This is a genomic window from Halocella sp. SP3-1 (assembly GCF_003953885.1).
GTDB classification, from domain to species: Bacteria; Bacillota; Halanaerobiia; order Halanaerobiales; family DTU029; genus Iocasia; species Iocasia fonsfrigidae.
In genome coordinates this window covers 2768960-2792792 of record NZ_CP032760.1, presented here as the reverse complement: position 1 = coordinate 2792792, position 23833 = coordinate 2768960, and the positions used below count along the sequence as shown (strand labels likewise).

Below are 23833 nucleotides of genomic sequence, written 5' to 3'. Positions count from 1 at the left end.
GACCCCTCTGGGAAAGTTTCCATTTCAGAGGGGTTATAATTTTAATAGTAACTACATTTTATCAGGGGCTTCAATACCTAATAATGACAAACCATTTTTGATAACAGTTTTAGTGGCAAATACAAGTAAAAGACGTGCTTTTTTAGTAGTTTCATCTTCAACAAGTATTGGGTACTCATGATAAAATTTATTAAAACCCTGAGCCAGATTAATTATATGTCTGGCTATATATGATGGTTCATTTCTTTCCATGGCCTTAATGATAGTTTCTGGAAAAGCTGACAGTAATTTAATAAGGTTAAAGGCCTCTGGATTAGATAAGTCCGAGTAGTCTGTTAAAGTATTTATTTCTGTCTGGCCTTTTTCCAGAACACTATTTGCCCGGGCATGAGTGTACTGAATATATGGTCCTGTTTCACCATCAAAACTAAGCATTCTGTCCCAGTTAAACACTACGTCCTTTATTTTAGAATTACTTAAATCGTTAAAGATAATAGCACCAATCCCGACTTTTTCTGCGATTTCATCTTTATCATTGAGTTCAGGATTATTTTGATTAATAATCCTCTTTACTTTTTCAACGGACTTAGCAAGTAGATCTTTTAGTAGAATTACATTGCCTTTCCTGGTCTTGAGTGCACCTTCTTCACTACTAACCCTGCCAAAGGGTACATGTTCAAGTTGGTCTGCCCAATCATAACCCATTAATTCAATGATCTTCATCCATTGGGAAAAATGGAGTTTCTGTGAATAATCAGTAACATAGAGTGCTTTACTAAAATTATAGGTTTCTTTTCTATAAATAGCTGCAGTAATGTCCCTGGTCGGGTATAGGGTTGCTCCATCACTCTTAATGATTAGACAGGGTGGCATATCATAGTCTTCCAGGTCTACTACATAAGCACCTTTACTCTTCTGTAGAAGCCCTTTTTCTTTAAGGGATTGAACAATATCAGCCATTTTATCATTATAGAAACTTTCACCTGTATTATAATCAAAGCTGACATTTAAGATGTCATATATTGTATTGAATTCTTCTAAGCTTAAGGTAACAAACCATTTCCATAGTTTGTTAGCTTCTTCATCACCATCTTCCAATTTTTTAAACCATAATCTTCCCTCATCTTCAAGACCAGGTTTTTTTTCAGCTTCATCATGGAATTTAACATAGAGTTTTAAGAGTGTCTGAATGGGATTATCTTTTATTTCCTGGTCATTACCCCATTTTTTATAAGCAGCAATCATTTTGCCAAACTGTGTACCCCAGTCACCCAGGTGGTTTATACCAATACAATTATAACCAAGGAATTCGTAGATTTTATAGAGGGAATTTCCTATTACTGTTGAACGGAGGTGTCCCACATGAAATGGTTTAGCTATATTAGGTGAGGAGAAATCAATTACGATATTTTTTCCACTACCAATCTCCTGTGCCCCATATTTTTCTTTTTGAGATAGAATAGTTTCTAAAATAGTTCTGGCAAAGAGTTCTTTGTTAACAAAAAAATTAAGGTATGGTCCATTATTTGTTATTTCAGAGAAATATTTATTTTTTCCGATAGCTTCTTTAAGCTCAAGGGCAATTTTACCGGGGGCTTTCCGGAAATTGCGGGCAAGTTTAAAACAGGGCAAGGCATAATCCCCCATTTCTTCCTGAGGCGGGATTTCAATAAGGTCACTGATAAGCCTTTCATCAAGTTCATAGTTGTTAATAATTAATTTAATAAGTTTTTCCTTGAAATTTATCAAATTTTTCCACTCCTATCATAGCGTAACTACTGGTATTGTATGTAATCAAGTCATATTAACATTTTTTATAGCAGTTAATAATATTTATAACAATATAACATATTATTTTTATTAAATCAAGATAAACGATTTAATCACCATTTATCTTTTTAATCATATCTTATTAGTATAAAGAAGAAAGGGGGTTATTATGAATTCACTAGAAATTGCTAATCGGATATATTCTATGGAAAGGAGATTGGATTCTCTATATAATCAACTTGAAGACTCCTTTTCCTCTCCAAGATATATAAGAACTGCTCAAAACTTAAGGAATTTACAGGCAAGGCAGTTAAGTATACTAAATGGTATTATTGCTGAATTAGAAGAAGAACAGCCGCCTCCACCGGTAAATCGTTATTATGCTCAACATATATTACAACCTGGTGAAACATTGCGTGTGCTGGCCCTGGAATATGATACAACAGTGTCACAAATTAGGAGGTTAAACCCTGGATTGCCTGATGAACCACAGGCAGGTCAGCTTGTTAATCTCCCTATAGAGATACCTAGGCCACCAGAAAATTCTATTCGTTATGTAGTTAAACCAGGTGATACATTATTTCAGATTGCCAGGAGATTTGGGACAGATGTCAGTACACTTGTCCGTTTAAATAGTATTGCTGACCCTGATATTATCTTTCCAGGCCGTATTTTGATTATTCCTAATCCTGTATAGAATTGATAATAAGAATTTATTATTAAGACGGAATTATTCCGTCTTTTTCTATATTTATGTAATTTGTATAATAATATCTTACAAAATCTCTTGATTTTTGTTATAATTAAATCAATGTTTTCTAATTAATAATTGGGTTAAAAAGGGGACTTTTTATGAGAATTTTAGTTGATGGTGATTCATGTCCGGTTATAGATTTGACAGTAGAGATTGCTAATAAATATATGATTGAATTAAAAGTGTTTGCTGATATTTATCATAATATTAAAATTGCTTTTGGTGAACTTATTTTAGTAGATAAAGGAAATCAGTCAGTAGATATGTGTATTGTTAATCAATGTCAGTCAGGTGATATTGTAGTAACTGCTGATTATGGACTGGCTGCCCTTGCCCTGAGTAAAAACAGCCAGGTAATAGATTTTTCTGGCAGAATCTATTCAGAGAAAAATATAAATTATTTATTAATGAAAAGACATAAGCATGCCAAAATACGCAGGACTGGAGGCAGTCATTCAACACAGAGTAAGAGGACCCAGGAAGATGATATTAAATATCAGAAAAGCCTTATTGTTTTAATTGAGTCTAATTTATAATGCTGTCTGTCTTTTTAACATAAAGTTTACAAGTTTGGAAACTCATGCTATAATTATATTAATAGTAAAAAATGGTTCTATCTAAAATGTTTTTTAAGAATGCAATTCTTACTTAATTAAGTTAGATAAAATATTTTAGATGGAAAAGCTGGTAAAATGTTTTAATAGACTTTAAATTACAAGGGGTGTTTGCGATTAATAAAATTGGTGTTTTATTACTGGTAATACTTGTTGTTCTGGGTCTGACTGTAGTAAGTACAGCACAGGAATTAAAAATTGGGATGGTTACAGATGTAGGTGGGGTTAATGATCAATCTTTTAATCAATCTGCCTGGGAAGGTCTTTTAAGGGTAGAAGAGGAGTTGGGGATTAAGGTTGGATATGCTGAATCACAGCAGGAAGCTGATTATGCCCCAAATCTTGAGCAGTTATATGATTATGATAATGACCTTATCTGGGGTATTGGTTTTATGATGGCTGATGCTATACTTGATGCAGCTGAGACAAACCCTGATCAACTTTATGCAATTATTGATAATGCCTATGAAAATACACCTAAAAATGTTATTGGTGTATTATTTAAAGCAGAAGAAGCCTCTTTTCTTGTTGGTTATATTGCTGGTAGGATGAGCAAAACTGGAACGGTTGGTTTTGTAGGTGGGATTCGAGGTGTAATTATTGACGGTTTTGATTATGGATATACAGCTGGAGTGGCTTATGCAAATAAAGATGTAGAGGTTCTTAATCAATATGCTGATAGTTTTAGTGATCAGGCCAAGGGTAAGGCAATAGCAACACAGATGTATCAAAATGGGGCAGATGTTATATTCCATGCAGCAGGTGGTGCAGGTATAGGTGTTATCGAAGCTGCTAAAGAGAATGATAAATATGTTATTGGTGTTGATAGGGATCAAAGTGATCTTGCTCCAGATCATATGATTACTTCAGCAATGAAACGTGTTGACAATGCAATGTTCAATATTGCAGTAGATTTACAAAATGGTAACCTTAAAGGTGGGCAGACTATAACCTACGGCCTTGCCGATAATGGTGTGGATATAGCTCCAAGTTCTGATAAACATGTTCCCCAGAAAATACTGGATGAAGTTGAAATTATAAAACAGGATATTATTGATGGCAAAATATTTGTGCCATATAATAAAGAAACCTATGAAAAATATATTTCTACCCTAAATTAGTTGTTTTTAAAATAATTGTATAATTACTCAATTTAACAGAGTAGCTCAGACAGGGGTTTGAGCTACTTTGTTAATAATAGGAGGTAATTTTTTTGGAAGGTATTGATTTTACCACTAAGGTTATAGAGATGAAGAAGATTACCAAGATTTTCGGAGAGTTAAAAGCTAATGATGGTGTTGATTTAACAGTACATAAGGGTGAAGTACATGCATTACTGGGAGAAAATGGAGCTGGAAAAACAACCCTGATGAATATCCTTTATGGGTTGTTTCAACCGACAGATGGAAAGATTTTTATTAAAGGGGAAGAAGTTAATGTAAATAGTCCCAATATTGCTATAGAACATGGTATTGGTATGGTACATCAACACTTTATGTTAGTTAAACCTTTTACTGTAGTTCAAAATATTATACTTGGATGTGAAATAATAAAAAATGGGTGTTTAGATTTAGAAACTGCCAGCAAGAAAGTATTAAAGCTTTCTGAAATGTATGGTCTACATGTTGAACCTGAAGCTAAAATAAGGGATATTTCAGTTGGAATGCAACAGCGTGTTGAGATACTTAAGGCTTTATACAGGGGAGCTGATATTTTAATTTTAGATGAACCAACAGCAGTTCTGACACCACAGGAAATTCAGGAACTCATGAAAATAATCAAAAATCTTAGCAGTGAAGGTAAAACCATGATAATAATAACACATAAACTTAAAGAAATTAAAATGATAGCAGATTATTGTACAATAATAAGAAATGGGACAAAGATTGATACTGTAGAGGTTAATAATACAACAGAAGAAGAACTTGCTAAAATGATGGTAGGTAGGGAAGTAAATTTTAGAGTTTCCAAAAAGAAAAGAAAACCTGGTAAAACAGTTCTAAATATAGAAAAGCTTAATGTTAACAATAATAGAGGTATTTCAATAGTCAATAATCTATCTTTAAGCCTCCAGCAGGGAGAAATCCTTGGTATTGCAGGGGTAGATGGTAATGGTCAAACAGAACTTGTGGAAGCTATAACAGGGTTGAGACCTGTTGTTTCAGGTAAAATCATGATGAATGGTAATGATATTACACATTACAAACCAAAACAAGTTATTGATAATAAAATTTCCCTAATACCAGAAGATAGGCAGAACAGGGGTTTAGTGCTTGATATGTCTGTTGCTGAAAATATGATTCTTGAAAACTATGCTAAAGAACCATTTTCCAGAAATGGTATTTTAAATTATGATAATATTTTATCTTATTCTAAGGAATTAATAGCAAGGTTTAATATTCGTCCACAGAACGAATCTTTATTAGCCGGCTCACTCTCAGGAGGGAATCAACAAAAAGTAATTATAGCAAGGGAAATATCAAATAACCCTGATGTGTTAATAGCCTTCCAGCCGACCAGAGGATTAGATGTTGGGGCTATAGAATATGTTCATAAAGCTCTGCTAGAGCAGCGGGATAGGGGGAAAGCAGTGTTACTTGTTTCGCTTGACCTTGAAGAAATAATTAATATATCTGATCGTATTACTGTTATATATGAAGGAGAAATAGTTGGTGTAGTGGATGCTGAAACTGCTGATAGAAATAAACTGGGATTGATGATGGCTGGAGGAGGTGCTGAAAATAATGAAAATTTTCAAGGATAAAAAAATTTTTTCCAGTAATATTGGAAGGACTATAATTTCTCTGCTGATGGGTTTTTTCATTGGAGCACTAATCCTGGCAGTTGCAGGATATAATCCGCTAGAAGCCTATAAAGTTATGTTTTTAGGCGTTTTTAATAAGCCTAAATATATAGTACAGACTATTATCAATAGTACACCGATAATTTTTACAGGTATTTCGATAGCCTTTGCCTATAAAACTGGTCTTTTTAATATTGGTGCTGAGGGTCAATTTATTATAGGTTCTATTACAGCAGCTATTTTAGGTTATTTACTTCATCTTCCTCATCTTATACATGTTTTTCTTATTATTGTAGTTGCTGGACTGGCTGCAGGTATTTGGGGGGGAATTGCTGGTTTTCTTAAGGCCAAATTTGATATAAACGAAGTAATTACAACAATAATGCTAAACTGGGTAGCGTTTTATTCCTTAAATTATATTGTTCAATTAGATAGTCTTAAAAAACCAAATGCCGAGGCAACTTATGATATACAACAGTCAGCCAGTATTATTATTTTAGAAGTATGGAAAAAATCAAAAGAAGGTATAAACTGGTTGAATGAGCATCTGTTCTTCAAAGATATATTTAAAACAAGGATGAACTGGGGAATTTTAATAGCTATTTTAATAGCTGTAATCGCTTCATATATTATTCGGAAAACAGTGTTAGGTTATGAACTTCGTTCAGTAGGTCATAACCAGCAGGCAGCTGAATATGGTGGAATAAACGTGAGTAAAAGTCTGGTAAGCTCGATGATGATAGCAGGAGGGATTGCAGGTATAGCAGGTGCTATTCAGGTTATGGGGATATCACATAGAATTTCCACTCTTTCTGTTATGGAAGGTTATGGTTTTAATGGTATAGCAGTTGGGTTAATTGCTGGAGGTTCTCCTATTGGCTGTATATTTGCAGGTTTGTTGTTTAGTGCCCTTAATTATGGAGGGGGCAAAGTACAGTATATCCTAGGTGCACCTACAGAGATAATTGATATTATGGTTGGTGTAATTCTACTTTTTGTTGCAGTTCCAAAACTCATCGCACTATTCCCCAGGCTAGCTAGTATATTTTCCTTTACTAAGGGTAAGATGGGAGGAGAAGATAATGTTGACTAATATTGGATTTATTATTGGTATAGCTTTGATGTATGCAGCACCTTTGATGTTTACTGCAATGGGTGGAGTTATTAGTGAGAAATCTGGTGTTATAAATATTGGGCTTGAAGGAATGATGTATTTAGGGGCTTTTATTGGGGCTGCAGTTGGTTATTATTCTGGAAATCCCTGGATCGCCTTTCTGGCGGCAGGTTTTGCTTCTGGTTTATTAGGACTCCTTCATGCTGTAGCCAGTGTTTCATTTGATGGTAATCAAACTATATCAGGCTTTGCAATTAATTTTATTGGACCTGGTATTGCTTTGTTTTTAAGCCGTCTGATGTTTAATGGTGCAACAATGACTAAGCCTATACCAATGGAAGGTAAAATGCCGAAACCATTTAAGGGGATTCTTGGAAGTCTTTCTCTTGAAAATACATTTGCTGCTCAGATTCTCAATCAATATGCAACTGTATACCTAGCTTTTATTCTTATATTTATTGTCTGGTTTATTTTTTATAAAACAAGATTTGGTCTCAGGATAAGGGCAGTTGGTGAACACCCCAGGGCTGCAGATACTCTGGGGATAAATGTGTTTGCGCTAAGGTATATATGTGTAACACTTTCAGGTGTTTTTGCAGGATTTGGCGGGGCTTCTATGAGTCTGGCGGTGGTTTCTTTATTTAGCCCAACACTTATCTCTGGTCAGGGATATATTGCCTTGGCAGCAATGATCTTTGGCAATTGGAGGCCTCGGGGCATTATGTGGGGATGTTTATTATTCGGAGCAGCCGAAGGCCTGGCGGTTTATATGGGGGGCAGGACTAATGTTGTGGTACCAACACAGGTGCTTTCAATGCTGCCTTATATAATTACACTCCTGGTACTGGTTCTCTTTATAAGAAAATCAAATGCCCCTGCTGCAGATGGTGTTCCTTATGAGAAAAGCAGTAGTAATTTAATATAATTTTTTAAAAATAATTAGTTTATAATAATTATATTAAATCTTTGAAAAGAGATATCTTATATTCTTTTAATAATAAAAGTAATTCTTTAAATTTATCAGGTGGAAAGAAAAATTCATTACCTCCATCAGCCACTTCATGAAAAACTAAAATGAGTGGCTGGTCTTTTTTTTGATATTCTTCAATCCATTGTTTAATTCTGTTTATGGATGTGGTTTTAACTATTACCTTGGGAATAATATCCTCGTTCTGTGTTTTATTAAATATATATAATTTGTCACCACGTGCAATTGTATAGTTGGCAGATACAATTTTTTCAATAGTTGGACTCCATTTTCCGTTTGGACTGCAAAAACTTGCAAAATCATTATCTATTAATTCGTTATTTTTAAGTATTTGTTTAGAATCTATTATTTCCTTATGTAAGAATTCAGGGATGACAGTAGTAAGGTCATAATGATTTATGGTATGTGAACCTATCTCCCACCCAGCAGATTTAAGTTCTGCTAGCTGTTTAAGGGATAGGTGTTTTTCATGACCTAAATATTTGGTGATTACAAAGACCACAGCAGGTATATTATATTTCTTCATCTCTTGAAAGGCATGGACATAAACTCCCTGGTAAGCATCATCAAAGTTTAATATAATACTAAACTCAGCCAGACTTGTTTGTGTAAATAATACTATTAGTACTAATACAATGGATAATATGATTATTTTATTATGCATTTTCTTTCCTTTCTAATATTTGATTTTACTCCATACTTATTTTTCTTTTAATTATAACCTATTTTAGTTATTCAGGCAATGTTTAATATGCTAAGCTTGCTAATAGATAGTAATACAGCATAATTTTTTTCTAAGATAATAATCATATGTAAAAAAAATATGTGATTAGACTTACAAAATAATATTATCTCTGTCTTTTTATTTACTTATGCAGGGATATATTATATTATCTATAATATAATATAGTAAAGCAAACCATAATAGTGTTATTAATTTATGGAGAAAGGACCAAAATATGCTGACAAAAAACTTGATAGAATGTAATCGGGATTATATAATAAAATATTTTCACTCTGGTGAGAAGGAAAGAAAAGATTTCAGGCTTGGAATGGAGTTAGAGCATTTTGTTTTACATAAAGATACATATAGAGCTGTATCCTATTATGAAAAAGAAGGGATTGAAGACATTTTAAAGGAGTTAATTTCTTTATCCTGGGAAGGGATTTATGAAGGGGAAAATCTCATTGGTCTTAAGGGAAAAAATGCTAATATCACCCTGGAACCAGGAGGGCAGTTGGAGTTAAGTGTTTTTCCTGAATTAACTGTGACCGGGATAGAATTAACCTACCAGGATTTTTTAAATGACATAAAACCTATTTTAAAAGATAGGGATATGTGTCTGCTAGCAATGGGTTATCAGCCAGTCAGTCAGATCAAAGATATTCCTATACTACCCAAGGAAAGATACCAATATATGTATCAATACTTTAAGCAGACAGGTAAATATGCCCATAATATGATGAAAGGTACTGCATCCCTACAATTAAATCTTGATTACAGGAATGAAAAAGATTTTATAAAAAAAATGTCTGTGGCCTATTATTTATCGCCACTGGTTTATACAATTTTTGATAATAGTCCTGTTTTTGAAGGTTCTATATATAATAGAAAGGGGAGTATTCGCTCGCTGATCTGGGATAATTGTGATTTTAAAAGGTGTAACCTGGATAGGCTAATTTTTGCTGATGATTTTGCGTATGATAGTTATGCTGACTTTATTTTAAAGATGCCTCCAATAATAATTAAAAGGAATGATTGTCTCCTCTATACTGCTAATAAAATTACTAATGAGATTTATAGTGATGATCAGCTGCATAGAGATGAAGTAGAACACCTTTTATCAATGGTTTTTCCTGATGTGCGGGCTAAAAAGTTTATTGAGTTAAGAGCTGCCGATGCTCTTCCTTATCCCTATAATTTAGCATATATTGTTTTCTGGAAGGGATTGTTATATAATAAAAGAAATCTTGAGTTATTATATAAGGAGTTTAAAGCAATTAATTATGATGATTTTTTAGATATAAAGGAAAAAATAAGAAATCATGGTTTTAATGTGGAGATATATGGAGAAACATTGTTGAATAAGTTTAGCGGATTACTTGAACTAGCTGTTAATGGTCTTGGTATTGAAGAAAGGGAGTATCTTTTCCCTCTGTATAAACTATTAGAGAGAAAAGTAACAATCAAAGAATTACTATTTAAAGATGGATTAGATAGTAAATTGGATTTAAGTAATTGTATATTATAAATTTATTTAAAAAGGGTGAAATAATTGCAGGCAAATAATCTAATAGATGAATATCTTAGAGTGGTTAAAGGTGATATTGAAAATTATTATAAGGATTATCAGTTTCTTAAAGAAAGGGTAAAAAACTCTACTGCTATTTACAAGGGAGAGCCAGTTGATTTTTTATATCAGCCATTATTTTTTACCAAAGAGGAAGTTAGAGGGTTTGAGAATCTATTAATGACCTTAAACAGAATAATTAAAAAGGTTATTAATGAGTATAGGAATAGTGCTAAATTTAGAAGTTATTTTGCCTTTCCGAAACTGATGGAAGAACTTTTACTTGTTAAACCAGGATATGGTGTAGATATACCAATGGGGAGGTTCGATATTTTTTATCAGCCTGATGCTAGTGTAAAATTCTGCGAATTGAATACTGATGGTGCATCGGCCATGAATGAAGTAAGGGTATTACAGAAAGTTATGCTTGATGCTAAAGCACTCAATATGATAAAGAAAAATTATCAATTAACAGGTTTTGAACTTTTTTATTCCTGGTTAGATACGATTATAAAAAACTACCGCATATTTGCTGAAGGTAAAAATAAGAGGGACAGGCCTAATATTGCTATTATGGATTTTGATGGTGAAGGGACAATCTATGAGTTTAAGGAATTTCAAAAGCGATTTATTCAAGCTGGTTACCAGACAGTAATTTGTGACCCCCGTGATTTTAACTATACTAATGGTAAATTATATTACAAGAATATAGAGATAGATTTAATATACCGTCGTGCGACTACTGGTAGATTAATAGAGGAAAGTAAATCAATTACTGATTTTATAAAGGCTTATAAGGATGGAGCTGTTTGCGTTGTGGGTGGTCTGGTCTCTCAAATAATCCATAATAAATTGTTTTTTGCTATATTACATGATAAAAAGAAGGTTGATTTTTTGACTGAGCAGGAGTATGACTTTATAAAGATGCATATACCTTATACAGCTGTAATAGCTGATGCCAACAGTAAAGTAATGGATAGCTTATTAGACAATAAAAACAAATATATCTTAAAACCATTTGACCGTTTTGCTGGTAAGGGAGTTTATGCTGGAAGGGATTTTAGTAATCTTAAATGGCAGGATATTGTAGAAAGGGTAAGGGGCAGAGATTACTTGCTGCAGGAGTTTGTTGAAATACCTGGCAGAGAAATGATCTCTGAAAAAGAGGGCAAACTATTAATTGAGAGATATGGATATCTCCTTGGTTTATTTAGTTATAACGGTTTATTACAGGGTTTATATACCAGGGTTGGTAGAAAGAATATAATTGCTGCTGCCGGGGAGTCTTTTACAATTCCAAATTATATCATCGAGAAGAGGTAATAATTGGAGGGATAATATGCAGGTCTTTGTACGCCGGCATTTATATATTTCTGGGCGGATTCAAGGTGTTGGCTTCAGGGCCTTTATACTACAACATGCCAGGAAAAACGGGGTAAATGGTTGGGTTAAAAATACTTATGATGGAAAGGTTGAGGCGGTTTTTAGTGGTGGGGAAGATAAGGTAACCAGTTTAATAAAACTGGCTAAAAAAGGCCCAAGATGGGCCCGGGTAGAAAATATTGAAATTAGAAAAGAAGATTATCAGGATAAGTTTGAGGAATTTACTGTTAAATACTAGTTGTCATGATATATCTGTTTGCTGTTTAGAATGTTTTTTTGTCCAAAGTAATAGGCAAAGGGAATAGTAATAATGATACTTGCTATAATGATAGGGAGGTTTTGATAAGAAATAAGGTGATTAAACGTTTTAATAAAGGTAAACAACCCTAATAAAAGAACTGATCCAGATATTATTTTTTTGAAATAGGTTTCTTTTATTTTTTTAACTATATTTACTGAAATAGGGATTGAGAGTAGTGCTCCTATAATTAGGGCCGTACCGAGTAGCCAGTCAAGGTCTTTAGCGTCAAGGGTGAAATAAGCTATAATTCCTATTAGACAAGTTAGCCCTTCTGATAATGAAGTGATACCAACAGCCTTTTTGCTATCTAAACCTGAGACCAACTGACCACCAGTTACTAATGGTCCATATCCCCCACCACTAAGCCCTTTATTAAATGATGCTATAATCCCCAGAATAAGTATTTTAGACCAGGAAAAGTCACTTTGTTTATGACTGCAGATATAGGCTGAAACCCCTATTAGCATTAAAAGAAAGGCAATATATCCTTTAATAATTCTCGGATTGATCGATAGGGCACAAAATGCAGCAATAACTGTACCAATTATACTACAAACTGCCAGGATAAGGGCTATTCTAAAGCCTTTAGAGCCAAGATGTAGATTTACATTTCCTATTTTGTGATGCATAAAGGCAGATAGTATTCCAGTGATAAACTCTGAGAGTAGTATTAAAGGCACAATCTGGAGTGGTTCATAGCCCATAAAAAGCAGGATAGGTGTTAATAGTGTACCATAGCCCATGCCAAGTGAAGAGTCTATTGATTCACATAAAAAAGCAACTAAACCAATAAGAAAATAGTTAGCCATTACCTTCCTCCAAAATCTGAAAAATTTTATTTACCATATAGGATATGTTTTTACTAATATTTTTGTTACAAAGAAAACTTAAAGTTAAGTTAGTTGTTGTAAGCATATTATTAATCCAAAGAATACAAATTAGTTATAGAGGTGATTTTTTGTATAAAGGCGAAGAAGTAAATTTAATTGCAACTACTACCTTTGGGCTTGAGTCATTAGTTAAAGATGAAGTTAAAGAAATTGGATATCAATTAACGAATGTTGAAAATGGACGAGTTGAGTTTACAGGTGATTTATCAGCTATTGCCCGGGCCAATATCTGGCTGCGCTGTGCTGAGAGAGTTTTACTAAAGTTAGGGGAATTCTATGCTACTGATTTTGATGAGTTATATGATAAGACCAGGTTATTACCCTGGTCCCAGTGGTTACCCGAAAATGCTAAATTCCCTGTTACGGGGAAATCGGTGAAGTCCACCCTTCATAGTGTGCCGAGTTGCCAATCAATTGTAAAAAAAGCCATTGTTGATAATATGAAAGAGAAATATCATAAGCAATGGTTTCCTGAAGATGGACCAGAATATCCTATTCAGGTCGCTTTAATGAAAGATAGGGTAACCTTGACAATTGATAGTAGTGGTGTAGGGCTCCATAAAAGGGGTTATAGAGAATTATCTACTGCTGCCCCTTTGCAGGAAACACTGGCTGCTGCTATGATAAAATTAAGCCGCTGGGATGAAGATAGAGTATTAATAGACCCTTTTTGTGGTTCGGGTACTATTGTGATAGAAGCGGCCATGATGGCTAAAAATATGGCCCCTGGCTTAATGAGGGAGTTTGTTGCTGAGGAGTGGCCGTTAATTCCTGATCAAATTTGGCAGAGAGCCCGTGAAGAAGCCGGGGAGTTAGTTAAGAAAAAATGCAATCCCCGGATGATTATGGGGACAGATATAGATGGAAATGTTGCTGGTATTGCTCGTTACCATGCAGATAAAGCAGGTCTGGCTGAGATAATACATTTTCAGCAGAAGCCTTTTAGTGAATTTAGTACAAATAGAAAGTATGGGTATATTATTACAAATCCCCCTTATGGGGAGCGTTTAAATGAAAAAAAAGAGGTTAGAAAATTATGTAATGAGATGGGGAAAAAATTCCTGGGACTTGATACATGGTCATTTTATATTTTGACTTCTTATGATGATTTTGAGAAGGAATTTGGTAAAAAGGCAAGTAAGAGAAGAAAATTATATAATGGGGGTATAGAGTGTCAGTATTATCAATACTACGGCCCCTGGCCCCCTGCAAATTAATTAGAAAGAGTGAGATAATGGAAAGATTTCTGCCGTATTTGGCTGCCCTTTTATTTTCTATTATTTTTGGATTTTCATTTATGTTTACTAAAGAAGGCTTGGAATTAATTAGACCTTTACACTTATTATCTTTAAGATTTTTTATAGCTGCTTTTTTATTGACTTTACTTTATATTTTACGTATTGTTAGGATTAATCTTAAGGGTAAAAATATTGCTATGTTATTATTATTAGCAATTATTCAACCTGGTTTGTACTTTTTATTTGAGACACTGGGTATCAACAGGACATCTTCTTCTGAAGCAGGTATAATGATTGCTTTAATTCCAATTGTAGTAACTATTCTGGCTAATTTATTTTTAGGTGAGAAAACCAGAAGACTGCAGTTTTTCTTTATTCTTTTATCGGTCTGTGGTGTTATTTTTATTGTAGTAATGAAAGGTGTATCTGAAGGTAATATTAATTATATAGGTTTATTATATCTGTTTGCTGCAGTATTAACTGCTGCTTTTTATAATATTTTATCGCGCTTCCTTTCTTTACAATTTAAGCCTGTTGAGATAACATTTATAATGATGTGGACAGGTGCTATATTCTTTACATTACTTATGATTTTAAAATATAATTACAGTTTATATCAAATAATAAGACCTGTTAGGGAATGGCCTGTTTTTGTTGTTGTTTTTTATTTAGGGGCATTTTCTTCGGTGTTGGCTTACTTTATGATGAATTATACATTATCAAGATTAGAAGCAGCTCGTTCGGCGGTTTTTGCCAATTTAACAACAGTAATTTCAATACTGGCCGGGGTTGTTTTTAGGGGTGAGTCATTTTACTGGTATCAGGCGTTTGGTGCCTGTTTAATTATTACTGGTATTTTTGGAACAAATTATTTTGGCAAAATGAAAAAGGGAGCCGAAGAACTGCCCATTTAAACCAGGGCAGGTTCGGCCTCTTTATACATTTTTTGACTATAATCTTTAAACATTCTTTGGGCAGAGAATCTATCCTGTGACATGGCAATACTTTCTTTCATCATTCTGACCCATCTATCTCTATCATCATAATAGATTGGTATAACGTCATTCCTTAAAATATTATAGAGGGCTAATAAATCTTTTTCATCTTCAGATAACTTTTCATCTAGGTTGGGGAATTCTTCATCAAGTATCCAGCCGTTGATACCATGTTCAGGTCCTTCGGCTACCCAACCGTCCAGAACACTTAGATTAAGCACTCCATTCATTGCAGCTTTCATTCCTGATGTTCCACTTGCCTCCATGGGTCTTTTAGGGTTGTTCAGCCAGACGTCACTTCCTTGAATTAGATAACGGCAAATTTCCATATTATAATTTTCCAGAAAGGCCACATTATCTCTATATTTTTTATCCATGGCGACCAGTGTTGCTACTATATCTTTGCCATAATGGTCATTTGGATGGGCTTTACCAGAAAAAACCAGTTGAATTTTGCCGGTTTGTAAGAGGTCATCAATCTCACCAGTATCTCTGAATATTAGTTCACTTCTTTTATATGGTGCAGCACGACGTGCAAACCCAATTATTAGATTATCTGGATTCATCCGGGCATCTGTTTTTTGGGCTATATAATCAACTAGCTTTTTCTTGTTCTGATAGTGGGCAGACCAGATATCATTATTATTGGGGAAGGCCTTATCGATATTTTTATCTTGCCAGGTTTTACGATGGACACCATTGGTAATGGAAATGATAGGGGCTGAATTGTTTAGATGTGCCCACATATCTGTGGCAGTTTTGCCATGTAATTGTGATACACCATTTGCAATATTGGACATATGGAGACAGGATGCTGTCATGTTAAATGGCTCACCACCGATGAGCTTTAATTGTTCGTAACCAAGACCATTATTTGCCCCTATTTCCATAAGTAGGTTCAGGTCGTGAGATTCATTACCTGCCTGTACTGGTGTATGTGTTGTAAAGACTATTTCTTCCTGGGTTTCTTTAAGTGCTTGTTCAAAAGATTGGCCGTTATGTATTTTTTCCCTGATTAGTTCTAGACCGGCAAAGGCGGCATGGCCTTCATTAAAGTGATATTTGTCTATTTTAAGGCCTAGTTTTCGTAAGGCCCTGACACCCCCAATCCCCAAAACAATTTCCTGGGCTATTCGATTATAATTATCACCTGCATATAGTTTATCTGTTATCCATCCATATTTACTATCAGGTCTTCCTGTTTCAAGTAGGTAAAGAGGGGCATTATTAAGTTTTTCAACTTTATGAATTTTACATTCAACACTATTTCCAGCAATCTCAACTGAAACAGATAATCCTGTATCTTCTACAAGATTATTATAGTTATGGGTGGGGTATGTGTCATAGGGATATCCTTCATGATTGATTAATTGTGTAGTATAGTCTTGCCACCATAAGATTCCGATCCCTACAACTGGGCTATTTAAATCTCTGGCGGCTTTCAAATAATCACCGGCTAGTATACCAAGTCCACCAGCATACAGTGGTAATTTTTCATCAAGTCCATATTCCATACAAAAATAAGCTATTTCTTTTTTTTCTTCAGACATAGTAACCTCCTTTTGGTTTTTCTATTTTCTAGTTTGATGTTTTTAATGCCCTTTTATACGAAAATAATGGGGAATTTATGTTAATTATATTTGATATTTAATTTTGTTGAATAAAAATATTATCAATCATAGTCTATTTTAAGTGGATTTGAGATAATAAAATGTTATAATGTATATACAGTAAAAGATATATCTTATGAAAGGGGAAATAATAATGAATAAAAGAGTCCTGGTAAATGGTGCATGTGGTAGAATGGGACAGGAAGTGGTTAAGACTATTGTAAATGATACAGCAGATGAATTGGTAGGTGTTTGTGATAAAAATAATGAAGGTAAGGATATAAAGAAATTATTATCTCTTCCGGGACCTGAAGTAATAATTGAAGGAGATTTATTAAGCAGTATAAAGAAAAGGGAAGTAGATATTATTATAGATTTTACAACACCAGCAGTTGTCATGGATAATATTGAGCTAGGTTTATCAAATAATATCAATATGATTGTTGGAACTACCGGTATAACAGAAGTTGATTTACAAAGAATTGATAAATTAGCCTGTGACAATGATGTGGCAGCTTTAATAATTCCTAATTTTGCTATTGGGGCAGTTTTAATGATGAGGTTTGCAGCAGAAGCGGCTAAATACTTAAATAATGTTGAAATAATTGAATTACATCATGATCAGAAAGTTGATGCCCCTTCAGGAACGGCAGTTAAAACAGCAGAACTTATTAATTATAACAGGATTAGCAATCAGCAAAATAATATAGATGAAATAGAGAAACTTCCCGGGGCCCGTGGTGGAGATAGCAATGGTATTAAAATACATAGTGTACGTTTGCCTGGACTTATTGCTCATCAGGAAGTAATTTATGGCACAGAAGGACAGAGTTTAACTATCAGGCATGATTCTTATAATCGAAAGTCATTTATGCCAGGGGTAAAACTTGCTTTAGATAAGGTAATGGGTATAAAGGGTTTAGTATATGGTCTAGAAAAGGTTTTAGATTAATATAGATAATTTATCACTTAGTTTAGGTTTATTTCATATAGTATATTGTATTCTTTATTGATTTAGGAAGGGGGATTAATTATTAGAATAGGTGTAATTGGTGGAGATAAAAGAGAAGAGGTATTAATAGATAATCTTGCTCAACAAGGCTTTACATTTAAGGTATTAAAAAAAAACGCTTTAGATACAAAAGCGGTTAAATATTTTAATGATCTTAAAGAGGTAATAAGTGATGTTGATGCCGTACTTGCTCCCATGTCAAGTACAGATCATGAAGGGTATCTTAAGTCAACATTTGATAATAGAAGTATTAAATTAGATAGAAATTTTTTTAGTTTATTAGATCCTCAAAAACCTTTTATTATAGGAATAGCCCGTCCATCTATTAAGAAAGAGCTTGAATTTGCTGGTATAAATTATATTGAATTAGCCAGACAGGCAGACCTTGCAATTTTAAATGCCATCCCAACTGCAGAGGGTGCAATTAAAATAGCTATTGAAGAAACGGACTATACTTTGTATAATAGCAGAACACTTGTTTTTGGTCTTGGAAAAGTCGGCCTTACCCTGGCATGGCGGTTAAGAATGCTTGGCGCTGAATCATATGCTGTAACAAGGGATAGAAAAGCTGCTGCAAGAGGGAAAGACCTTGGTATCAAGATGTTTGCTTATGAAGAATTAAATGGTATTATTTCTGATATGAATATTCTTTTTAATACAGTACCTGTCCGGATAATAAGTAAAGAGATAATATCTTTACTAAAGAAAGATTCTGTAATTATTGATCTGGCATCAGCCCCTGGAGGCACGGATTTTACAGAAGCTGAAAAAGCAGGTATCAAAGCCATCCTTGCCCTCGGCCTTCCTGGCAAAATAGCACCAGTTACTGCTGGTAAAATCCTGGCAGATATTCTTCCTGGTTTATTAAGTGACCTGTAAAGGCAGGGTATATAATTGGTTATTAGGCTTAGAGGAGGTGTGTTTGTTGGAGATTAATGGTAAAAGAATTGGTTTTGCACTAACCGGTTCTCACTGCACCCTGGATAAAGTTATTCCAGTTTTGGAAGAATTCATAGAAAATGGTGCAGAGGTAACACCTATATTATCAGATGCTATTTTAAATTGTGATACCAGGTTTGGTCCTGCTAGTAAATGGGTTAATACTGTTCTTGATATAACTGAAAAGCCTTTGATTAACTCTATTGTAAAGGCAGAACCAATTGGGCCAGAAGAACTGCTGGACCTTTTAATTATTGCGCCCTGTACAGGTAATACCATGGCTAAACTGGCTAATGGGATAATTGACGAAACAGTAATTATGGCTGCCAAAGCCCAGCTCAGGAATGAAAGACCTGTTTTGCTGGCTATTGCAACAAATGATGGTCTTGGATTAAACGCTAAAAACCTTGGAATATTACTAAATACCAGAAATGTCTTCTTTGTACCGTTTGGTCAGGATAATCCAGTACAAAAAAAGAATTCTTTAAATGCCAGGTTTGATTTAGTAAAAGATGCGGCAGAATATGCCCTTGAAGATAAACAAATACAGCCAGTTTTAATAGAATATAGGGGATTGTAATTGTAATATATACTATGTTTATGGTAAAATAAAACAAAGTAGTTTTTTAAAGAAAATAAACTCTATTGGAATTTTTTTAAATATCATCTTATAACCTGGTTTAACAGGGGGAATATAATGAAAAGAATTGTTCAAAAATTCGGCGGTACATCACTGGATACTGCTGCCAAAAGGGAATTGGTTGTCGGCCATATAAAAAAAGCTATAGAAAATGGTTACAAACCCGCGGTGGTGGTTTCTGCTATGGGGAGATTAGGAAAACCGTATGCCACCGATACCCTTATTCAAATGGCAGAAAATGCTTATTTCGAGATAGAACCCCGGGAAAAAGATTTATTGATGGCCTGTGGTGAAATAATTTCTACAGTAATAATGGTTCAGACACTGTGTAAGGCTAAAATAGCTGCTGTAGCACTTACTGGTGCACAGGCTGGAATAATTACTGATGATAATTATGGTGAATCAGAAATTAAAATAGTTAATCCTGAAAGGGTATTATCAATAATCAAAGAGGGTAAAATTCCTGTAATAGCTGGTTTTCAAGGTATTACTACAAGTGGTGATATAACTACTTTTGGCAGGGGTGGAAGTGATACAACTGCCACTGTTATTGCTGCCGCAATTGCTGCTGAATATGTTGAAATATATACTGATGTTGCTGGTGTGATGACTGCTGATCCTAATATGGTTGATAATGCTAAAATTATTGATCAGGTTAGTTATAATGAGGTCTGCGAACTGGCTTACCAAGGGGCCAGGGTAATTCACCCGCGAGCGGCAGAAATTGCTATGAAAGAAGGAATTCCGATCAAAGTTAAATCAACCTTTGATAAGGGTGCAGGGACATTGATTCATAACCGTGCTTTACGAGGTATTAAAGGTGATCATCCGGTTACCGGAGTTACCAGCCGGGATAATATTGCTTTTGTCAGGATTAATCCTAAAAAACCTGCTGAATATGCTACAGGACTTTTGGTCTTTAATATACTGGCTGATCATGGTATTAGTGTTGATTTTATAAATATTAGACCAGACGGACTCTCTTTTGTGATTGAAGCTAGTTATAAAGATAAGGTTAATAAATTATTATTAGAAAATAATTTTCAGTTTAAAATAGGTAGTGATTTTGTTAAGGTATCAGTGGTTGGTGGAGGAATGACAGGTAGACCTGGAGTTCTGGCTAAAATGGTTAAATCTTTAAGTGAAAAGGGTATTGCCATATATCAAACAACAGACTCACACACAACCATTTCCTGCCTCTTGAAAAAGACAGAGGAGAAAAAGGCCTTAAATCTTTTACATGATGCTTTCGAATTGAACAATTAATTTCTTAGCGGTATAATATTGTATAGTAATTATTCCAGGTGTTAGATAAAGGGAATAAAAATAATTATAAAACAAGGTATTCAATTAGTTTTAATTGGGGGAGATTTATAATGAAACATTTTGGTGATGTATTAACGGCAATGGTGACACCTTTTACTGAAGAGTTAACTGTAGATTATGATATGGTACGTAAACTGGCAAGGTATCTGATTAATAATGGTTCTGATGGATTGGTTGTACTGGGAACAACTGGGGAAGTGCCGACTTTAAGTTTTGAAGAAAAGGTAGAAATACTTAAAACAGTTGTGGATGAGATTGGTGACAGTTCCACAATTGTAGCAGGAACAGGCTCATATTCAACAAGTGATAGTATTAGACTAACCCAAAAGGCTGAGGAAATTGGTGTAGATGGAATTATGCTGGTAACACCTTATTATAATAAACCACCACAGGATGGTCTTTATAAACACTTTAAGCTAATAGCTGCTGAAACCAGTTTGCCGGTTATTCTTTATAATGTACCAGGAAGAACATCACGTAATATTGAAGTGGATACAGTTCAAAGGCTTGCTATGATTGATAATATTATTGCTATTAAAGAGGCCAGTGGAGACCTAGAACAGGTATCGACACTGTGTAGAACCCTACCAGATGATTTTTATATTTATAGTGGTGATGATGGACTTACCTTACCAACGCTTTCGGTAGGTGGGCAAGGTATTATAAGTGTGGCTGCACATTTAGTTGGTAACGAAATAAAGGAAATGGTTACTGCCTTTAAGGCTGGAAAAATAGAAAAAGCAATTAAATTAAATAAATACCTTGGGGTTATTTTTTCAGGTGTTTTTATAAATACTAATCCTATTCCAGTAAAAGCTGCTTTGAATATGATAGGAATGAATGTTGGAGGGGTCCGTCCACCACTGGTAAATTTAACAGCTGACGAAAATAGTAAGCTTAATCAGATTCTGCAGGATTTAAACCTAATTTAATATCATGGTTTAACAAAAAGATGGGATTTTTGTTTGCCCATCTTTTTGTTGTAAATAATTTAGACTAGATATTATATCTTTAGGACAGGCTTATTTTGTTTTAATCCTTGTTTTTTTTCTAATAAGAGGATATAATATAAACAACGGGTAATTGAACGGGTGATTTTAGGAAGTTATTTATGGTTTGTGTAAATATTTATGGAGGTGTTTTTTTTTATTAATGTCAAAAAACAATAGAATAAAGGATGTTACAATGATTCCCTTAGGTGGGTTAGGTGATATTGGAAAGAATATGTATCTAGTAGAAATTGGGGACGAAATACTAATTATAGATGCAGGTGTTATGTTTCCAGAGGATGATTTATTAGGTATTGATCTGGTAATCCCTGATTTTTCATATGTAAGAGAAAATAGTGATCGTGTTAAGGGTATTGTGTTAACACATGGACATGAAGACCACATAGGTGCAATACCCTACCTGTTAAAAGAACTAAATGTACCCGTATATGGCACAAGACTTACTTTAGGTTTGTTGGAAGGGAAGCTGAAGGAACATAATCTTCTGAGAGACTCCCGCTTAAAAGTAGTTAATCCAGGACGTTCTGTATCTGTTGGCAATATTAAAGTTGATTTTATCCGGGTTAATCATAGTATTGCAGATACATGTGCTTTAGCAATTCATACCCCACTGGGTCCGATTATTTATGCCAGTGATTTTAAATTTGATCAGACACCAATAGATGGTGAAGTGGCTGATTTTCATAAATTAGCTGAATTAGGAGATAGTAAACCAGGTGTTTTAGCCCTCTTTTCTGATAGTACAAATGTTGAGAGGGAAGGTTTTACTATGTCTGAACAGGTTGTTGGTAATACAATTGATGAGATATTTAGGGGAGCCAGGGAGCGGATAGTGGTAGCGACTTTTGCCTCAAATATTCATCGTGTACAACAGATTGTTAATTCTGCCTGTAAATATAACCGGAAGGTAGCTTTTACAGGGAGGAGTATGATTAATAATGTAGAAATAGCACGAAATTTAGGGTATTTAACAATACCAGAGGATATGATTGTTAATATACGTAATTGTTCTGATCTGCCTGACAATAGATTGGTATTGCTTACTACCGGTAGCCAGGGAGAACCTATGGCTGCTTTAACCAGAATGGCGCGTGGTGACCATTATCACATAAATATACGTAATGGTGATACAGTTATTATCTCTGCCTCTGCTATCCCTGGCAATGAAAAGCTGATTGGTCAAACCATTAATCAGCTCTTCAAAAGGGGGGCTAATGTAATATATGAGGATGTTTCAGGTGTCCATGTATCAGGACATGCCAGTCAGGAAGAATTGAAATTAATGCTTAATCTTGTAAAACCGAGGTATTTTATACCTACTCATGGTGAATACAGACATCTTTTCCGCCATGCTGAATTAGCAAAAAGTTCTGGAATACCTGAAGAAAATATATATATTGCAGATAATGGTGATAGAATTATTTTTACTGAAAATGAGATTAAACAGGGCGAAAGTGTTAATGCAGGCCATATTTTTGTTGATGGTCTAGGTGTTGGTGATGTGGGGAATATTGTTTTACGAGATAGGCGTTTACTATCTGAAGATGGTATTTTAATTGTAGTGGTTACTATAGACCAGCATGGAACAATTCTCTCTGGTCCGGATATTGTTACCCGTGGATTTGTCTATATCAGAGAATCAGAAGAGTTAATTGCTGAAGCTACTTCTCGCATTGAAGAAGCTCTTAAAGAATGCGAGAAAAATAATGTAACAGAATGGTCAGTATTGAAGAACAAAATTCGTGATACACTTAATGATTATATTTACAAGAAAATCAAACGCAAACCAATGATACTTCCTATAATTATGCAAGTTTAAGAAAAAACACAGCAGGCTATACTATAGCCTGCTGTGTTTTTTAGATAGATTAAGAAGTTTTAAAAACGCTAAAGATATTAATTGACTTAGTTTTATATTTTTGATATATTTAAAGAAATCAAATATACCTTTTAAACTAATCCAGAGAGGTTAGTAAGGGGCCAAATATGAGTTGAGCTGTATTTTTAATATTTATTTGCTATTCGGTAAATAATAACCTCCTTGCTAATTTAGTAAGGGGGTTTTGTTTATGTTATAGTTGAGGATAAACTTTAACTTTGAAGACCGACAAATATATTTGTCTGATTTATTTAACTTCGTGTAAAAAGTGGTTCT

21 protein-coding genes are annotated in these 23833 nt (G+C 34.2%); 17 read left to right on the top strand and 4 right to left on the bottom strand.

The features are described from left to right. Positions 1-51: 51 nt before the first annotated feature. Positions 52-1749, bottom strand: a complete 1698-nt coding sequence (argS, locus tag D7D81_RS13405) for an arginine--tRNA ligase (RefSeq protein ID WP_286169712.1) — start codon at positions 1747-1749, stop codon at positions 52-54. A gap of 190 nt (positions 1750-1939) precedes the next feature. Between argS and D7D81_RS13400 the strand changes: the two genes are divergently transcribed. From D7D81_RS13400 to D7D81_RS13375, 6 genes are all read left to right on the top strand, one after another. Next, positions 1940-2467, top strand: a complete 528-nt coding sequence (locus D7D81_RS13400) for a lytic transglycosylase (RefSeq protein WP_286169710.1) — start codon at positions 1940-1942, stop codon at positions 2465-2467. A gap of 155 nt (positions 2468-2622) precedes the next feature. Next, positions 2623-3060 (top strand): YaiI/YqxD family protein, encoded by a 438-nt coding sequence (locus D7D81_RS13395; protein ID WP_125990588.1) that lies wholly within the window; start codon positions 2623-2625, stop codon positions 3058-3060. A 194-nt stretch (positions 3061-3254) separates the two neighbouring features. Continuing rightward, positions 3255-4259: a BMP family lipoprotein gene (locus D7D81_RS13390; protein ID WP_502700029.1), complete on the top strand. Its 1005-nt coding sequence runs from the start codon at positions 3255-3257 to the stop codon at positions 4257-4259. A gap of 128 nt (positions 4260-4387) precedes the next feature. Continuing rightward, positions 4388-5902 (top strand): ABC transporter ATP-binding protein, encoded by a 1515-nt coding sequence (locus D7D81_RS13385; RefSeq protein WP_125992165.1) that lies wholly within the window; start codon positions 4388-4390, stop codon positions 5900-5902. Next, on the top strand, positions 5883-7034 hold the full coding sequence (locus tag D7D81_RS13380; protein WP_125990587.1) for an ABC transporter permease: 1152 nt from the start codon (positions 5883-5885) through the stop codon (positions 7032-7034). The genes D7D81_RS13385 and D7D81_RS13380 overlap by 20 nt, the downstream gene beginning before the upstream one ends. Beyond that, the gene (locus D7D81_RS13375; protein ID WP_125990586.1) at positions 7024-7980 is read left to right on the top strand and encodes an ABC transporter permease; all 957 of its coding nucleotides are present in this window, start codon (positions 7024-7026) and stop codon (positions 7978-7980) included. Before D7D81_RS13380 ends, D7D81_RS13375 begins: the two co-directional genes overlap by 11 nt. Positions 7981-8008: 28 nt before the next feature. Here the strand turns inward: D7D81_RS13375 and D7D81_RS13370 are convergent, their stop codons facing one another. After that, positions 8009-8707 carry a polysaccharide deacetylase family protein gene (locus D7D81_RS13370; protein WP_125990585.1) on the bottom strand — a complete coding sequence of 233 codons (699 nt, stop codon included), beginning with the start codon at positions 8705-8707 and terminating at the stop codon, positions 8009-8011. A gap of 295 nt (positions 8708-9002) precedes the next feature. On the opposite strand from D7D81_RS13370, the gene D7D81_RS13365 reads away from it, so the two are divergent. From D7D81_RS13365 to D7D81_RS13355, 3 genes are read left to right on the top strand one after another with little or no spacing between them, the layout of a single operon-like run. After that, positions 9003-10295 (top strand): glutamate--cysteine ligase, encoded by a 1293-nt coding sequence (locus tag D7D81_RS13365; protein WP_125990584.1) that lies wholly within the window; start codon positions 9003-9005, stop codon positions 10293-10295. A gap of 24 nt (positions 10296-10319) precedes the next feature. Further along, entirely contained in the window at positions 10320-11657 is a 1338-nt protein-coding gene (locus tag D7D81_RS13360) for an ATP-grasp domain-containing protein (protein ID WP_125990583.1), read from the top strand. A 16-nt stretch (positions 11658-11673) separates the two neighbouring features. Next, positions 11674-11955 carry an acylphosphatase gene (locus D7D81_RS13355; protein WP_125990582.1) on the top strand — a complete coding sequence of 94 codons (282 nt, stop codon included), beginning with the start codon at positions 11674-11676 and terminating at the stop codon, positions 11953-11955. On the opposite strand, the gene D7D81_RS13350 is transcribed toward D7D81_RS13355, so the two are convergent. Continuing rightward, positions 11952-12827: a sulfite exporter TauE/SafE family protein gene (locus tag D7D81_RS13350; protein WP_125990581.1), complete on the bottom strand. Its 876-nt coding sequence runs from the start codon at positions 12825-12827 to the stop codon at positions 11952-11954. The genes D7D81_RS13355 and D7D81_RS13350 overlap by 4 nt on opposite strands. Before the next feature lie 149 nt (positions 12828-12976). On the opposite strand from D7D81_RS13350, the gene D7D81_RS13345 reads away from it, so the two are divergent. Both D7D81_RS13345 and D7D81_RS13340 read left to right on the top strand, forming a co-directional pair. After that, positions 12977-14125, top strand: a complete 1149-nt coding sequence (locus D7D81_RS13345) for a THUMP domain-containing class I SAM-dependent RNA methyltransferase (RefSeq protein WP_286169708.1) — start codon at positions 12977-12979, stop codon at positions 14123-14125. A 17-nt stretch (positions 14126-14142) separates the two neighbouring features. After that, positions 14143-15060: a DMT family transporter gene (locus D7D81_RS13340; RefSeq protein WP_125992163.1), complete on the top strand. Its 918-nt coding sequence runs from the start codon at positions 14143-14145 to the stop codon at positions 15058-15060. On the opposite strand, the gene glgP is transcribed toward D7D81_RS13340, so the two are convergent. Beyond that, positions 15057-16691: an alpha-glucan family phosphorylase gene (gene glgP / locus D7D81_RS13335; RefSeq protein ID WP_125990579.1), complete on the bottom strand. Its 1635-nt coding sequence runs from the start codon at positions 16689-16691 to the stop codon at positions 15057-15059. The genes D7D81_RS13340 and glgP overlap by 4 nt on opposite strands. A gap of 214 nt (positions 16692-16905) precedes the next feature. Here glgP and dapB point away from each other — a divergent pair, with 214 nt between their 5' ends. The 6 genes from dapB (at position 16906) to D7D81_RS13305 (ending at position 23497) form a co-directional block, all read left to right on the top strand. Beyond that, a complete protein-coding gene (dapB, locus tag D7D81_RS13330) occupies positions 16906-17703 on the top strand; it encodes a 4-hydroxy-tetrahydrodipicolinate reductase (protein WP_125990578.1) in 798 nt (265 codons plus the stop codon). 78 nt (positions 17704-17781) lie between these two features. Then, on the top strand, positions 17782-18642 hold the full coding sequence (dpsA, locus tag D7D81_RS13325) for a dipicolinate synthase subunit DpsA (protein WP_125990577.1): 861 nt from the start codon (positions 17782-17784) through the stop codon (positions 18640-18642). 46 nt (positions 18643-18688) lie between these two features. After that, on the top strand, positions 18689-19282 hold the full coding sequence (locus D7D81_RS13320; RefSeq protein ID WP_164522258.1) for a dipicolinate synthase subunit B: 594 nt from the start codon (positions 18689-18691) through the stop codon (positions 19280-19282). A 117-nt stretch (positions 19283-19399) separates the two neighbouring features. Next, positions 19400-20608 (top strand): aspartate kinase, encoded by a 1209-nt coding sequence (gene dapG, locus D7D81_RS13315; protein WP_125990576.1) that lies wholly within the window; start codon positions 19400-19402, stop codon positions 20606-20608. A gap of 110 nt (positions 20609-20718) precedes the next feature. Beyond that, the gene (dapA, locus tag D7D81_RS13310; RefSeq protein WP_125990575.1) at positions 20719-21600 is read left to right on the top strand and encodes a 4-hydroxy-tetrahydrodipicolinate synthase; all 882 of its coding nucleotides are present in this window, start codon (positions 20719-20721) and stop codon (positions 21598-21600) included. Positions 21601-21820: 220 nt separating this feature from the next. Beyond that, positions 21821-23497, top strand: coding sequence for a ribonuclease J (locus tag D7D81_RS13305; RefSeq protein WP_125990574.1), 1677 nt, complete (start codon positions 21821-21823; stop codon positions 23495-23497). The last annotated feature ends 336 nt before the right edge of the window (positions 23498-23833 follow it).

Coding starts and splice junctions, on each gene's coding strand:
- D7D81_RS13380 (WP_125990587.1), top strand. CDS start 5,883: ATGAAAATTTTCAAGGATAAAAAAATTTTTTCCAGTAATATTGGAAGG.
- D7D81_RS13375 (WP_125990586.1), top strand. CDS start 7,024: ATGTTGACTAATATTGGATTTATTATTGGTATAGCTTTGATGTATGCA.
- D7D81_RS13365 (WP_125990584.1), top strand. CDS start 9,003: ATGCTGACAAAAAACTTGATAGAATGTAATCGGGATTATATAATAAAA.
- dapA (WP_125990575.1), top strand. CDS start 20,719: ATGAAACATTTTGGTGATGTATTAACGGCAATGGTGACACCTTTTACT.
- glgP (WP_125990579.1), bottom strand. CDS start 16,691: ATGTCTGAAGAAAAAAAAGAAATAGCTTATTTTTGTATGGAATATGGA.
- D7D81_RS13395 (WP_125990588.1), top strand. CDS start 2,623: ATGAGAATTTTAGTTGATGGTGATTCATGTCCGGTTATAGATTTGACA.
- D7D81_RS13385 (WP_125992165.1), top strand. CDS start 4,388: ATGAAGAAGATTACCAAGATTTTCGGAGAGTTAAAAGCTAATGATGGT.
- dapG (WP_125990576.1), top strand. CDS start 19,400: ATGAAAAGAATTGTTCAAAAATTCGGCGGTACATCACTGGATACTGCT.
- D7D81_RS13370 (WP_125990585.1), bottom strand. CDS start 8,707: ATGCATAATAAAATAATCATATTATCCATTGTATTAGTACTAATAGTA.
- D7D81_RS13400 (WP_286169710.1), top strand. CDS start 1,940: ATGAATTCACTAGAAATTGCTAATCGGATATATTCTATGGAAAGGAGA.
- D7D81_RS13340 (WP_125992163.1), top strand. CDS start 14,143: ATGGAAAGATTTCTGCCGTATTTGGCTGCCCTTTTATTTTCTATTATT.
- dapB (WP_125990578.1), top strand. CDS start 16,906: ATGAATAAAAGAGTCCTGGTAAATGGTGCATGTGGTAGAATGGGACAG.
- D7D81_RS13350 (WP_125990581.1), bottom strand. CDS start 12,827: ATGGCTAACTATTTTCTTATTGGTTTAGTTGCTTTTTTATGTGAATCA.
- D7D81_RS13355 (WP_125990582.1), top strand. CDS start 11,674: ATGCAGGTCTTTGTACGCCGGCATTTATATATTTCTGGGCGGATTCAA.
- D7D81_RS13305 (WP_125990574.1), top strand. CDS start 21,821: ATGTCAAAAAACAATAGAATAAAGGATGTTACAATGATTCCCTTAGGT.